This is a genomic window from Carboxylicivirga sp. M1479 (genome assembly GCF_007097485.1).
In the GTDB taxonomy this organism is placed as follows: Bacteria; Bacteroidota; Bacteroidia; order Bacteroidales; family Marinilabiliaceae; genus Carboxylicivirga.
In genome coordinates, this window is the sequence record NZ_VKDE01000031.1 from 68517 (window position 1) to 82649 (window position 14133).

9 protein-coding genes are annotated in these 14133 nt (G+C 35.4%); 6 read left to right on the plus strand and 3 right to left on the minus strand.

Features of this window, described 5'->3' with window-relative positions:
- Nucleotides 1–7 precede the first annotated feature (7 nt).
- Nucleotides 8–394: a DUF3859 domain-containing protein gene (locus FNN09_RS16910; protein WP_143303660.1), complete on the plus strand. Its 387-nt coding sequence runs from the start codon at nt 8–10 to the stop codon at nt 392–394.
- A 342-nt stretch (nt 395–736) separates the two neighbouring features.
- Here FNN09_RS16910 and FNN09_RS16915 read toward each other — a convergent pair whose 3' ends face one another.
- Nucleotides 737–2482: a response regulator gene (locus FNN09_RS16915; protein WP_143303661.1), complete on the minus strand. Its 1746-nt coding sequence runs from the start codon at nt 2480–2482 to the stop codon at nt 737–739.
- 442 nt (nt 2483–2924) lie between these two features.
- Between FNN09_RS16915 and FNN09_RS16920 the strand changes: the two genes are divergently transcribed.
- Nucleotides 2925–3770 (plus strand): hypothetical protein, encoded by an 846-nt coding sequence (locus FNN09_RS16920; protein WP_143303662.1) that lies wholly within the window; start codon nt 2925–2927, stop codon nt 3768–3770.
- Nucleotides 3771–3995: 225 nt separating this feature from the next.
- On the plus strand, nt 3996–4637 hold the full coding sequence (locus FNN09_RS16925; RefSeq protein WP_143303663.1) for a redox-sensing transcriptional repressor Rex: 642 nt from the start codon (nt 3996–3998) through the stop codon (nt 4635–4637).
- A gap of 55 nt (nt 4638–4692) precedes the next feature.
- Here FNN09_RS16925 and FNN09_RS16930 read toward each other — a convergent pair whose 3' ends face one another.
- Both FNN09_RS16930 and FNN09_RS16935 read right to left on the minus strand, forming a co-directional pair.
- Nucleotides 4693–5904: a PAS domain-containing sensor histidine kinase gene (locus FNN09_RS16930; protein WP_255434153.1), complete on the minus strand. Its 1212-nt coding sequence runs from the start codon at nt 5902–5904 to the stop codon at nt 4693–4695.
- 139 nt (nt 5905–6043) lie between these two features.
- Nucleotides 6044–7420 (minus strand): sigma-54 dependent transcriptional regulator, encoded by a 1377-nt coding sequence (locus tag FNN09_RS16935; RefSeq protein WP_143303665.1) that lies wholly within the window; start codon nt 7418–7420, stop codon nt 6044–6046.
- Between the two features lie 379 nt (nt 7421–7799).
- On the opposite strand from FNN09_RS16935, the gene FNN09_RS16940 reads away from it, so the two are divergent.
- The 3 genes from FNN09_RS16940 to secDF all read left to right on the plus strand — a co-directional run bounded on the left by FNN09_RS16940 (nt 7800) and on the right by secDF (nt 14056).
- A complete protein-coding gene (locus FNN09_RS16940) occupies nt 7800–8483 on the plus strand; it encodes an ABC transporter ATP-binding protein (protein ID WP_143303666.1) in 684 nt (227 codons plus the stop codon).
- 1 nt (nt 8484) lies between these two features.
- On the plus strand, nt 8485–10905 hold the full coding sequence (locus FNN09_RS16945) for an ABC transporter permease (RefSeq protein ID WP_143303667.1): 2421 nt from the start codon (nt 8485–8487) through the stop codon (nt 10903–10905).
- A gap of 169 nt (nt 10906–11074) precedes the next feature.
- The gene (gene secDF, locus FNN09_RS16950) at nt 11075–14056 is read left to right on the plus strand and encodes a protein translocase subunit SecDF (RefSeq protein WP_143303668.1); all 2982 of its coding nucleotides are present in this window, start codon (nt 11075–11077) and stop codon (nt 14054–14056) included.
- The last annotated feature ends 77 nt before the right edge of the window (nt 14057–14133 follow it).

The following is a 14133-nucleotide window of genomic DNA, read 5'->3' on the forward strand; positions in this document are numbered from 1 at the left end:
TGGGTTTATGGCAAAGAAAAAAATAACTTGGGAACTGTATAGTTATGGCGAGTACTCTAGGTGGGAAAGAAGCTCTAAAAAGTTACCAAAACTTATAAAAATAACCGACCGTATTAAGATACATGAAGACCTTGAGTTTGGGTATGTTTTAAAAATTAAAGGGGCAAAGGGGAAAGTTGTTGATTATATTATTGAGCACCCTCCTTTTAAAGATCCAAAAGGTAATATTGAACCCTCATTTAAAGGGCAATACTTTATTAATTCAAATGATTATGAATTCTTTTTGGGTGATACCGTGTGGGAGCCTTACGACGATAAAGTGGGTGATTGGCTTTTGTTGACCTACCTTGATGGGCAACTGATAGCTGAAAAGAAGATAGTACTACAGCGGTAATTAATTCATCAATACCATAATCAGGAACATAATAAAACCTAGTAAGGCAATTATTAAGGCCACTTCAATAATAGAGTATATAAGTATCTTCCGTTTTAACTTTAGGGTTATGTCAGTTTCTTTTTTCACTATGGTATTTTTTTAAATTGTAAAATGGGCTCACTTTACAAACTTAAAAGGCTTAAATTAAAAATCAATACCCTTTAACAGTAATTAACAGAGAGTTGACTTTTTTTAACCGTATTCTATTAAATTATAGCAAACTGATATGATTTACTCCTGATTTGGAGTAGATCATTTGATAAAACTATTTAAAATTGAATGAATCGATACTTTTAATGATCAACTTAGGTGTTTTTTCATTTTTCGAATCAGATCCTCTGGCTGAAAAGGTTTGCTAATGTAGTCATCCATACCTGACGCCAAACATTTTTCTTTATCTTCAGGAAAAGCATTAGCCGTTACCGCAATAATAGGCGTGTGGGTGCCAGTACTTTTTTCTATCTGCCTTATTTTTTCTGTAGCTTTAAAACCATCCATAATAGGCATTTGTACATCCATTAGTATTAAATCGTATTTTGCTTTTCCAAATTTATCGAGAGCCTCTTTTCCATTAAATGCCACCTCAATTTTCTTCACTTCATCTTTTATGTACAGGATAATGATTTGTTGATTACTAAAGTTATCCTCAACTAATAAAATATTAGCATTCGCAATGTCTACAACAGGTTTAAAAAAGTTCTCTGATTGTTTTGTGGGTGCTTTAATGCTTTCAATCGATTGACTGTTGTTATTTTCTTTGAACGAAGCGGTAAATTCAATAACTGTTTTTACCGAGTCAGGAATGATATCAATATTGTTACCATCCATTTCAATGATTTTTTGAGTAATTCCTAGGTCTAATAAATTAATGTATTTTGATCGGTTGAGGTGAATTATTTCTGATGAATGTATCGCGTCTTCGCCCAATTCAGCCTTTGGAATTGGAACAACCGTATTGCTAATGATGCGAAACTTTAAAACTATCTTATCAGGTAATAACTCTTTACGAGACACTTCAATGGTGATGGTTTTAAGGTCGGCTTTGTTATATTTGAGCAAGCTGTTGAGCAGGTTTAGGAATACTTGCTTAACCTTTATGCTGTTGCCAATTAAGTTGGTGGGGATGTCTGCCGATAAAGATAAACTAAACTTTTTCTTTTTATGATCGTCTTGGAACAGTTTAATGGTGTTGTTGATGGTTGAGTACAGGTTGAAGCTGACTTCTTCAGCCGGAATTTGGCTAAAGTTAGTTTTGGTAGCAGCCACCATGTTATTAACCACGTTTACCAAGTTATTCGACGATGCATGTATTGTGTTGATGTAATCACGTTGGTCATCGCTTAGGTTTGTCTTCTCCAGAATATCAATAATACCAGTAATGTTACTCAGAGGTGTTCTAATTTGGTGTGATAACTTTGAAATTAATTCCTCCTGCGTTTTATTGAAGTTCTGGGAATCCAGAACACGCCTTTCCTTACGAAGTATTATTTCAGTGTAGGTGTAATGAATACCATAGGTAGTAATGAAAAATATATTGTAGAAACTAATAAATACAATCTTTTCAACCAAAGTATATTGTTTAACATCTGGAATTAGCCCATAGTCGTTAATAATAAAAACGAAAATGGTTATTACTGCCGAAAAGATTAATGAAAACACAGATCCTCTTTTCATTCCCATTAGTGAAATAATAAATGGAGGAAAAAGCGCTGACCAAATAATGTTGAGGCCTGTACTACTACCAAAAATTACAAAATACAAGAATGTAACACTTGAGAAAAAGAATAACGAGTTTTGCATGCCTACCGATTGCGTTTTACGACTCAGGTATACAAAGTGAAATGCAAAAATTAAGCTTAATGATAAAAGAGGAATTGCAAAAAAAATGTTTTCGGTACGCAAACAAATTATTCCTTCAATAAATACTATGCAAAATAAAAAGAAGTTGATTAAATTGTTGATAAGCATTGGTGCTTGTTCCTCATCATCAACCTTGTTCTTGCTTTCAACTCTAAAAAATGTCAGAAATCTATTTATAATTTTCATGCCCCAAGTCTTTATAGAAATAACTATTACCTGAAATAACACTGAGTTGAACTGCTCAATGCTAAATCCTATAGAACTTAATTACCCATTTGTAATTAATCGTCAATTAGCCATGCTGTTTGTTATTTTGATCAAGCATCTGGCGCGAGCGATTATTCTTGTTTACGATTCTATAACAAAAATAATTTATTCAGGCACTTAATTGGCATTTACACATTTTTTTTTCCAGTTTGATAAAATTAAATTCAATTTGGTGTAACCGTTCAAGGGTAGATTAGCGTAAGAGGCTTTGAAATTACATCGAAAATTAACTCTATTATCAGAGTTTTGGATGTGATTTTTTCTACCTAAACTGAAATTAAACTTGGTTGTTTTTAAATTCTTTCAGGTTCCTTTGGGTAGATGATAAGCGCAAAAGAAAAATAACTTAAATGTAATATAGATGAGAACAATTTTAACGTTTTTAAGTGCCCTATTATTTGTGTCAAGTGTTTCAGGAAAAGAACATTTACCTTCTAAAGAAGACTATCAGGCTTTTTTAAATACAAAAACCCTAGTGGTTATGGATGTTAATCCGATGAGTGATTTTAACTTCAAAATTAAGGAAGTTATGGAATCGGTTTGGACATTGACAGATTTTGAATTTATTAGCAATGCTGAGTTTGAAGATAAACGAAATGATCCATCATATTCATTTTTAATTACGACAGTGGCTACTTTTGATGCAGATAAAACCAAAGCACGCTATAACTTCTTAAGCCTATTGATGGGCGAAACAGATACGGATGTTCGTAATTTGCCAGATTTATGTTCTTTGCCACTTTCGTACTTGCGTGTTGAAGATACGAGCTATGCGTACAAGGTTGAGGCTTTTGTGCGTTTTATTCAGGATCATGTAAGCTTGATGAATGAGCGTCCAGAGTTAATTAAGGCTAACGCGTTTAAATATTACAATAAAAATGTGACGAGCTTATCGGACAAAACCCTCTTAGTTGTTAAAGAAGATTTGTCGCCTGAGGTAAATACGATTGGAAAATTAAAAAGTATTTATCCTTACAATATTAAAATTGTGACACAGGATGAGGTTGAAGATGCGATTGAGCGCAAGGATGAAAACACTGTTTTTATGCATAAAGTTGGTCCCGAGGGTACAAAGTATAAGGCACGTTGCTACAAAATGCTTATTGGAGCCGATAGTTCAACTTTTTATTATTTTGACTATCACATGGTGAGCAAAAAGAACAGAGACGGATTGTTGGAAAAAGATCTTAAAAAAATGGCATCGTAAAGCCTAAATGATTTAAAATAATTGACTATCAGTGATCATTAATTAGTTGGATGATATAAATCTTGTCATTTTTAATTAAAGAAATGAATCATCATTAAAAAACTTAGTTAATTTTGTAAACCTATTGCAGAAATAGACTTATAACAATTAATGTTTCTTAACCCATAAATAATTAATTAGTTTTATAAGTTAAATAGCAAGTTATAATCATTTGAAAACTACAACATGTCGTTAACAAATCGCAAAAAAAACAACTTAGTACCAGAGCCGGCTCTTCGTAGGATGCCTTGTTATTTAGCGTATTTAAAGTTGGCTCAAAAAGAAGGGCTTAAACATATATCATCTACTTTAATAGCTCGCGATATGGGGGTTGATCCTACTCAAGTAACAAAGGATTTATCATATACGAGTATTGTTGGTAAAACAAGAGTGGGTTACGAAGTGGAGCCATTGATTGATGTTTTGGAAGATTTTCTCGGTTTTACTGTTGTTGATGAAGCTTATTTGTTTGGTGTAGGTAGCTTGGGTAAGGCATTACTACACGATCATGGCTTGAAACAATTTGGACTTAAAGTGGTAGCGGCATTTGATGTTGATCCTGAGGTTGTAGGTAAAACCATTGAAGGGGTGCCCATCTATCATTTTGAAGAGTTAGCCAATATGCATGAGGGTAAGGCCTCTATTGGAATTTTAACAGTACCTGTGGATAAGGCTCAGGATGTTGCCAATAAATTAGTAGAGGTTGGTATTAAGGCCATGTGGAACTTTACACCTGTTAGGATTAAGGTAGATGAAAGTGTGGTTGTACAAAACACTTCCTTATATGCGCATTTAGCAGTCATGTTTAATCGTATGAAAGCTGAATAATAATAAAATATTTGAAAAAGGTGCATTCCCATTGGGTTTGCACCTTTTTTTATGCTTAAAAAGTAAGTGTGAATTTTGTGGCTACTTCAGGTTCGGAATAGGCCGATATGGTTCCTCCGTGTAAACGAAGTATTTGCTTTGATAAACTTAAGCCAATGCCCGATCCTTGCGGTTTGGTTGTAAAGAATGGGATAAATATTTTATCCAATACATTTGGTAATATTCCTTGCCCATTATCAATCACTTGGATGGTTATTCTGCCACGTTTGTTAAGAAATGCATTGAGTTGAATTTCTGCATTCTCCCTTCCATCAAGGGCTTGTATGGCATTTTTAACCAGGTTAATAACAACCTGTTCAATTAGTTTTTCGTCCGCCGAAAGCTCTAATGAGTTAGGTTCAATTTTAATAATGCATTTGATGTTTTTGCTTTTTAACTCTTCGTTTAATAAGCCTTTAATGTTCATTAGTAGCTTATTAATAGTGAAAATGGCAAAAGTGGGTGTGGGAATTCTTGTTAGATCCCGATATGTATTTACAAAGTGTAATAAGCCATCGGTACGTTTATGAATCGTTTGAAGTGCACCTTCTACCTCCTTAATGGTTTCTAAATCATCTTCATCCGTGTTTTTTTCTTTTAAACTCGATGATAGATCATTTAGTATCATGGTAATGGTTGATGATAAGGAGGAAATTGGAGTAATGGAATTCATAATTTCGTGTGTTAGAACACGAATTAGCTTTTGCCACGATTCCATTTCCTTTTCTTCTAATTCATCCTGTATGTTTTTTATCGATATAAGTAGAATTGTACGGTTATGAATCTTAAATTCAGTTGCATAAATGGCTAACTGCAAGAGTTCGTCTTTTTCTTGAACCCTTATTAATGTATTTTCGCCATGTCTGATGGTAAGTAGTTTTTGAACTAGTTCAGGACTAAAGTCGCTTAAGGCTTGAATGTTATTTAAGGATCGTACCTGAAATAGTTTTTTAGTTGCGTTATTAATCAATTCAACCTTGCCATCTTTTCCATAAGCAATTAGCGATATTCCAATATGCTGAATAACCGTTTGTAAATAATAATAGTTCTCTTCTTTTTCTGCCCTTACTTCTTGAAAATCTTGAATTACCTCATTAAATGATTTTTTGAGTTTGTCAAAAGATGAATCAAGACTCTCTACTTGAAAAGTTCTTGTGAAATCGGAGTAACGAATTGATTCGAGAAAGTTATTTAATACTCTGTTCGTCCGATCAACATAATGAATCATGGCAAATATTTGGAAAGCTATTAGCAATCCAACTAAAACCAGCGTCATTGTTAAATCCGTATTGAAAAATAAATAGAAGAACGCAAAAATTGACCCTGCTAAAAGCAAGGTCCTTACAATAAAGTTAATTCTAAAATTATTATAAACCATGCTTCTCAAGTCTTCGGTATAACGATGTGCGAGTGAGACCTAAATCAGCCGCAGCTTTTGAAACATTACCTCTATTCATGCGAAGTACTTTTTCAATTATTTGCTTTTCAATGTCTTCAAGGTTGTAGGTGTCAAATTCAAAGCCTTCAGAACTACTAGGTAGTGAAGAGAGTTGGAAATCAGATTCTTCAAAATTTGGAGACTCACTCATAATCACTGTGCGTTCAAGGATGTGTTGGAATTCACGTACATTTCCTGGCCATGGATAATTCGTTAATTTTTTAATGACCTTCGACGATAATCGATTGACTTTTTTCTTATATTTTTTCGAGAAAATCTTTAGGAAATGATCGGCTAAAACAGGTATGTCTTCAGGTCTTTCTCTTAGTGGAGGTAGCTCAATCTCAACCGTATTAATTCGGTAAATTAAATCTTGACGATAGCTATCTTCCATAGCCATCTGCTTTAAATTCATGTTAGTTGCGCAAATTAGTCGAATATCGATAGGTTTTGATTTGTTAGCTCCAACACGAGTTACCTCTCTGCGTTCTAAAACCGTTAATAGCTTTGCTTGGAGGGGCAATGATAAGTTGCCGATTTCATCTAAGAATATAGTTCCACCAGAGGCCAATTCAAAACGACCAGGCCTTTCCGACTTGGCATCGGTAAATGCGCCTTTTACGTGTCCAAATAATTCGCTTTCAAACAATGACTCGCTTAATGCACCTAAATCCACACTAATAAAGCTTTCGTTGGTGCGCAAAGAGTTACGATGTAGAGCGCGTGCTACCAATTCTTTACCCGTTCCATTTTCCCCTAGTATTAAAACGTTAGCATCTGTTCCTGCTACTTTTTTAATGGTGTTGAATACATTTTGCATGCCAGGTGAAACACCTATGAAATCAGCAAAAGGTTGATCCAGAATAGTATTTAACTCTTTTTGTTTGCTTTTTAATTGTTTGACTTCGTTCCGTGATAGGCGTAGTTTGATGGCTGAGTTGACCGTAGCTAAAAGCTTTTCGTTTTGCCAAGGTTTTAAAATAAAGTCAGTTGCGCCAGCACGAATGGCTTTAACTGATTTTTCTACATCGCCATACGCCGTAATAAACAAAACGACTGCTAATGGGTCTATTTCTAAGATTTTCTCAAGCCATTGAAAACCCTCTTGACCGCTAATTGCATCTTTAGTAAAGTTCATGTCTAAGAGAACAACATCAAATGACTCTTCAGCCATAAGCGCAGGTATTTTATTAGGGTCTGTTGATGTGGTAATGCTTTCTACATGAGGTTTTAATAATAGTTTCAAAGCAAAAAGAATATCTGCATTGTCATCTATAGCGAGGATTCGTCCTGATTTCTTTGTCATTGTTTTGAGTTTTACGAAACTAAATATACCATAAATATGCTTACAATTCATGGCATGTTGTTCGAATGCGTACGGTTAAATTCGATTTCATGTTAACCAAAAAGGATGCCGTTTTTGTAATTGTCTTGATTGTAAGGTATTAAGCCTTGTGGCATAGAAAGTGTTTTCTCTAGTTCGACGAATAGTATTATTTTTGAGTATTCGGAATGGGAATGATGCAATGTAAGGATCAGTATTGTAGTTGGTTAAGAGGTGTTGGTTTTGTTGTTTACATTAGCATTTATATCAATAAAGGGGATTTTAAACTAATATTTAATCTATAGAGCATGTTCGAATTCGTACACTTGTGTTTCGATTTCGAACATAAAATATTGCAGCCATGATTCACGCAAGAAACTTAACCAAGGTAGTTAGGAATGGTTCCATTGAAACAACGGTTCTTCAAAATGTCAATTTAGACATTGAAGAAAGTGAGTATGTTGTAATTCTTGGTCCCTCAGGAAGTGGTAAAACATCGTTGATTAATACAATTGGTTTAATTGACAAGCCTTCTTCGGGTGAAATGTTTTTTATGGGCCATGAGGTGAGCCGCCTTAAAGAAAGACAGCGAAGCAATCTTCGAAGAGGTGGTATTGGTTTCGTTTTTCAGAATTTTGGACTAATAGATGAGCTAAATGTACTTGAGAACATTGAGTTGCCATTACAATATCTAAAGTACTCAAAGAAAAATCGTCAAGAACAAGTACAAAAGATGTTGTCAAAATTTCAACTTACACACCTAAAGCAGTATTATCCGAATCAATTATCGGCCTTGCAAAAACAAATGGTTGCGATTGCTAGGGCCTATGTAATTAATCCAGATGTTTTAATTGCTGACGAGCCTACTGGTAATTTGCTATCGGCAGATGGTAACAAAGTGATGGATGTACTGTCCGCTTTAAACGAGGAGGGCTTAACAATTGTTATGGCTACACATTCAGCCACTGAGGCTGATAAAGGACAGCGCGTAATTCAGTTGTACGATGGACATGTGATAACAGAAAATATTAAAAATCGATTATAGAATGATGTTGAATCACCATATAAAAGTGGCTATCCGCAATATTCAAAAGCAGGGTGTATATGCTCTACTTAATATTGTTGGCTTGTCCGTTGGCCTTGTTCTAGGGCTTTTTGTGATTTTATTGGTGAGACACGAATTGAATTATGATGGATCTTTTAGTGATAGCGATCAAATATATCGAATGAGTACGGAGGGTGTTTTAGCAAATAACCTTATTAATAGTGCTACAACACCAATGCCATTAGCCCATGTTTTGGAAAAGATGGATGGAGTTGAAAAAATTGTCCGTTTTATTCCAGGTGCAAATAATGTTGTTGTAAAAGGAGATGTGCGCTATAATGAATCTGGTTTTATGTTTGGCAGTGAGCAGTTTTTTGAACTGTTCGATTTGAAGATTATTGAGGGTAATACACCAGTCGATTTAAGCTCTCCTCGTAAAGTTGTCATAACAGAACGTGTTGCCGGTATGTATTTTCAAGATGAAGCTGCTGTTGGGAAGTTCATTAATCGTGATGGAGTAGAGTATGAGGTTGTGGCGGTGTGTGAAGAGCTGCCAACTGCATCGCACTTTGATTTTAGTTTTGTAGCATCTTTAAATACAATTGATGAGATACTTTTGAGAAAGGGAGACTCTGCTTATGTTGAGAATTGGAAGTCAGATTGGATGTATCTTAATTGTTATACATATTTCAAGCTGAACAAGAATATAGACAAAAATGAATTTGTTAAGCAAGTTAATGTCGAAAAGGATAAACTAATTTCTCCACAGGTTGAGGAGATGATGAAACTCGAACAATCGACTGATAGCATTGAACTATCCTTTTTTGCTCAGAGTATTAAAAGTATTCACTTTGCATCTCATCTCGATGGGGAACTCAAGGCTAACTCAAAACCTATTTACATTCAGTTATTTGTTTTTGTTGCCATGTTTGTACTGTTGACGACTTGTGTCAATTTTATGAACCTGACAACAGCTAAGTTAAAGGTAAAATATAGAGAAGTTGGTTATAGACAGTTGGTTGGTGCTACGCGAGGCCAATTAATTATGCAGTTTCTGGTAGAGGCTTTGGTATATGGTTTGGGCGCCATGTTTATTGGTATGGTCCTTTTAGAGTTATTATTACCTTATTTTAATTCCTTTTTCGAGCTTAACTTAGAGTTTAATTTCTTCAGAGGTTGGGTTGATTTCTTCGGCATACTAATAGCGTTGCTTTTAGTTGGTTTGATAGCAGGTAGCTTTCCAGCATTTTTCTTTTCAGGAAGAAAGCCTGAGAAATTAATATCTGGCAATTATTCCATCGGAAAAGCAGGCTTTGTTATCAGAGGTTTGTTAGTGACCAGTCAGTTTGCCGTTGCTATGTTTCTGGTTGTTGTTGCTTCGGCTATGTGGTGGCAGATAGATTTTGTGCGTGATAGCGAACATGGTTATGATGCTCAAAATATAATGGTGATTGAAAGAGGTAATGCGGTGCGTAAAAAATTACCAGAGTTTAAGCGTGAATTGTTGCAGGTAGAAGGTGTGAAGTATGTAAGTGCCTGTAGTAGCCTGCCTGGAGATGATTATATTCAAGGCCCATTTCGAATTAATGATGTAGATAATGATCGGGTCGTAATGCTTCCATTGAACTATGTAGATGAAGATTATTTTAATGTTTTGAACCTCCGATTAAAGGCTGGACGATTCCTGAGTACTGAACTTGGAGATAGCATGGGCCTTAGTTTAAATGTGGCTGCGGTTAAAAAACTTAAGCTTCGCAAACCTTTGGAAGATAAGCTAGAAGTATTTGGAAATAGTAAATGGTCGCTTAATACAGTGGGCGTGATTAAGGACTTTCATTACGAATCTTTTTTCTCTGAAATTAAACCTTTGGGTTTGCTTCTTTTGTCGAATAAAATGAGGTTTGAATATGTTTTGGTTAAAACTGAGGGTGTTAATCCTGAACAAATTGAAGAAATTAAAAAGATATGGGATAAGTATTCCGATGGAGCCCCTTTCGTACATAAGAGTATGTCAGAAAGGTTAAATCGCTTGTATGAAGAAGAAGTTCGTATTGCAAAAATAATGTCCGTTTTTGCATTGCTATCCTTGTTTATTGCCCTGTTAGGGGTAATTGCTTTGGTTGCTTTTATAATCGAGTATAAAGCTGAATCTATTGCTATTAAAAATGTGATTGGTGCCTCAAGGCAATCGATTATGTCTCAGGTGTTTTCTATGTTTGGCTTCTATGTGTTGTTAGGTGTGCTATTTGCATCCTTGCCAGCTTATTGGGCTATAAAAGCCTGGGCAAGTAGCTATGCCTATTTCGATTTTATAGGATTTGGTGCTTTTATTCTGTGGGCAATAGTACTAATCGCGTTAGCATTTGTGGTAACATTTATTCAAACATTCAGAGGTTCTACTCTAAGGCTTGCTGCGTCCTAAATAAAAGCAAGTTTTTATTATTTCCCATCATCATTAAAAAATGATGAGTTAGAATCCATAGAATATCAATTTAACACTTCCTTTTAAGTCTTGTATATGAAAAATTTCGATATATTTGCGCGACTAAGATGCAAAGTTTGTCAAAACGAATTATAAAAATTATTAACAAATGCAGAACAAAGGAGCTATTAGACTTTTTGCCATATTGTTGGTGTTAGTCAGCTTATATCAATTAATGTTTACGTTCCAGACTCGTAGAGTGGAAAATGTGGCGAAAGAGATGGCAGGAGGCGATGCAGAGAAAGAATTTGCTTACCTGGATTCAATTAAAAACGAGACGGTTTATAACTTTTTATGGGTAGCCAGGAAGTATACTTACCAAGAATGTAAAGAGCGTGAGATTAATTTCGGTCTTGACTTAAAAGGTGGTATGAACCTTATTCTTGAGGTTAAAGTGGCCGATGTTGTTAAGGCTCTTTCGAATTATAATACCGATGAAACATTCCTTAAAGCTTTAAAAGCTGCCGAGGAAGCTGAGAAGAACTCATCAGAAGATTTCATCAAATTATTCGGAAAAGCATTTTCAGATATTGATCCGAACGCTCAGTTAGCAACCATATTCAATACAGTAGAACTTAAAGATCGTGTGAGTTACAACTCAACCAACGAAGAGGTTTTACTTGTGATTAAAGAAGAATCAACTAGTGCGATTGATAACGCATTTAACATTCTTCGCTCACGTATTGACCGCTTTGGTGTAACACAGCCAAATATTCAACGTCTTGAAAAAGCCGGACGTGTATTAGTTGAGTTACCTGGTGTAACTGACCCACAACGTGTTCGTAAACTACTTCAAGGAACAGCTAGTTTAGAGTTCTGGGAGACTTACGAAAATTCTGAATTGTTTGAATCATTGGTTCAGGCCGACACAAAAGTTCGTGAAATGGAAGCAGCTAAAGCTCCTGTAAGCGAAGTTGAAGAGGAAGCTGTTGAAGAGACAACTGGCGATGATACTTCTTTAGTTGATCAATTAGCAGCCGATGCTACATCAGCTGATTCTTTAGAAGCTGCAAGTGCTACATCACTATTTACATATTTACAACCTAACCACCCTCAACAAAGAGGACCGGTTGTTGGAGTTGCATTATCTCGTGATACTGCTGAAGTAAATAGCTATTTAGCTAATCCTTCTATCAAAAGTTTATTTCCAAAGAATGCACGTTTCTTCTGGACCGTTAAGCCTATCGAAAAAGATTATTTAGTTAGTCGTTTTGGTAATGATGTTAACGACAAAGAAACAGCATATCAGTTGGTGGCTATTAAAGTGAGTACGCACGATGGTCGTCCTCCATTAGAGGGTGATGTAATTACATCTGCTCGTAGCCAAACGAACCAAAGAGGTCAGTTTGAGGTTAGCATGAGTATGAATGCGGAAGGTGCTAAATCATGGTCTCGTTTAACGGGAGCTAATATTGACCGAAGCATTGCTGTTGTGTTAGATGGATTTGTTTATAGTTTCCCAACTGTAAATCAAAAAATCGATGGTGGACAGAGTCAAATCACAGGAAACTTTACTCCTGAAGAATCACAGGATTTAGCAAATATCTTGAAGTCAGGTAAATTACCTGCTCCAGCTCGTATTGTTGAGGATACTGTTGTTGGACCATCATTGGGTCAGGAAGCTGTTGATAGCGGTTTAACATCATTTATTTGGGCATTTATTGTTGTTCTGATTTATATGTTGTTGTACTACGGTATACGTGCTGGTTGGGTAGCCGACTTTGCATTGGTAGCAAATATGTTCTTTATCATGGGTGTTTTAGCTTCTTTTGGAGCTGTGTTAACATTGCCAGGTATTGCAGGTATTGTTCTAACAATTGGTATGTCGGTTGATGCCAACGTACTTATTTATGAACGAATTAAGGAAGAGCTACGTTCTGGTAAAGGAATTCAGTTAGCAATTAAAGATGGTTATAGAAATGCATTCTCTGCCATTATTGATGCCAACGTTACAACCTTCTTAACTGGTTTAATTTTATTCTTGTTCGGAACAGGTCCTATCAAAGGTTTTGCAACTACCTTAATGATTGGTATTGCTACTTCATTCTTCTCAGCTATTTTTATTACACGATTGATTTTCGAAAAAATGTTGAGCAAGAACAAGACCTTAGTTTTTGATACGAAAGTTACTCGTAACTTATATAAGAACTTACATGTTCGTTTCCTTGAGAAGAAAAAATTATTCTTTATCATTTCGGCGATTGCTATTGTTGGTTCATTAGCTTCATTAACTACACGAGGCTTAAAACAAGGAATTGATTTCACTGGAGGTCGTACATTTGTTGTACGTTTCGATGAGCAGGTGTCATCTACCGATGTACAGGATGCCTTAACTGCCGAATTTGACGGTGCTCATGTTGAGACTAAGCAATTTGGTAACGATGGTAACCAAGTGCGTATTGCCACTAACTATATGATCGAGGAAAACTCTGAGGCGATCGATAATCAGGTGGAAGCTAAACTTTACAATAGCTTAAAGACTTTTGTTAAAGGCAACGTTACACAGGATGAATTCTTGGCTAACTACCGCATGAGTTCTCAGAAAGTAGGACCAACCATTGCCAGTGATATTAAAAAGAATGCAGGATTAGCAATTGGCTTTAGTTTACTGGTAATCTTCCTTTATATTTTAATCCGTTTCCGCAATAAAGAATATGGTTTTGGAGCATTAGCTGCCTTGGTGCATGATGTTATTATTGTACTAGGTGTATTCTCTGTTACCTATTCATTTATGCCTTTCTCAATGGAAATTGACCAGGCTTTTATTGCTGCAATCTTAACGGTTATTGGATATTCGATTAACGATACAGTGGTTGTATTTGACCGTATTCGTGAGTATTTTAAACTATATCCAAAACGTGCTAAAGACGAAGTGGTGGATGCTGCTCTTAACTCAACAATTAGTCGTACGGTAAATACCTCGTTAACTACCTTTGTTGTGTTATTAGTCATCTTCCTATTTGGAGGTGAAGTAATTCGCGGATTTGTATTTGCCTTGATGGTTGGTGTACTTGTTGGTACTTACTCATCATTGTTTATTGCAACTCCTGTTACTTTCAACTTTCTTAATAAAAAGAAGCAGAAGAAATAATTAATTGATACGATAAAAGAAAAGCTCCATGATTTGATCATGGAGCTTTTCTTTTATAATGATGCCGCTATTTTATT

Bases quoted from the DNA above. Each gene is read 5' to 3' on its own strand.
- FNN09_RS16930 (WP_255434153.1), bottom strand. From the start codon at position 5,904: ATGATTCATTATGTTGATCGGACGAACAGAGTATTAAATAACTTTCTC.
- FNN09_RS16940 (WP_143303666.1), top strand. From the start codon at position 7,800: ATGATTCACGCAAGAAACTTAACCAAGGTAGTTAGGAATGGTTCCATT.
- FNN09_RS16945 (WP_143303667.1), top strand. From the start codon at position 8,485: ATGATGTTGAATCACCATATAAAAGTGGCTATCCGCAATATTCAAAAG.
- FNN09_RS16910 (WP_143303660.1), top strand. From the start codon at position 8: ATGGCAAAGAAAAAAATAACTTGGGAACTGTATAGTTATGGCGAGTAC.
- FNN09_RS16915 (WP_143303661.1), bottom strand. From the start codon at position 2,482: ATGAAAATTATAAATAGATTTCTGACATTTTTTAGAGTTGAAAGCAAG.
- FNN09_RS16925 (WP_143303663.1), top strand. From the start codon at position 3,996: ATGTCGTTAACAAATCGCAAAAAAAACAACTTAGTACCAGAGCCGGCT.
- secDF (WP_143303668.1), top strand. From the start codon at position 11,075: ATGCAGAACAAAGGAGCTATTAGACTTTTTGCCATATTGTTGGTGTTA.
- FNN09_RS16920 (WP_143303662.1), top strand. From the start codon at position 2,925: ATGAGAACAATTTTAACGTTTTTAAGTGCCCTATTATTTGTGTCAAGT.
- FNN09_RS16935 (WP_143303665.1), bottom strand. From the start codon at position 7,420: ATGACAAAGAAATCAGGACGAATCCTCGCTATAGATGACAATGCAGAT.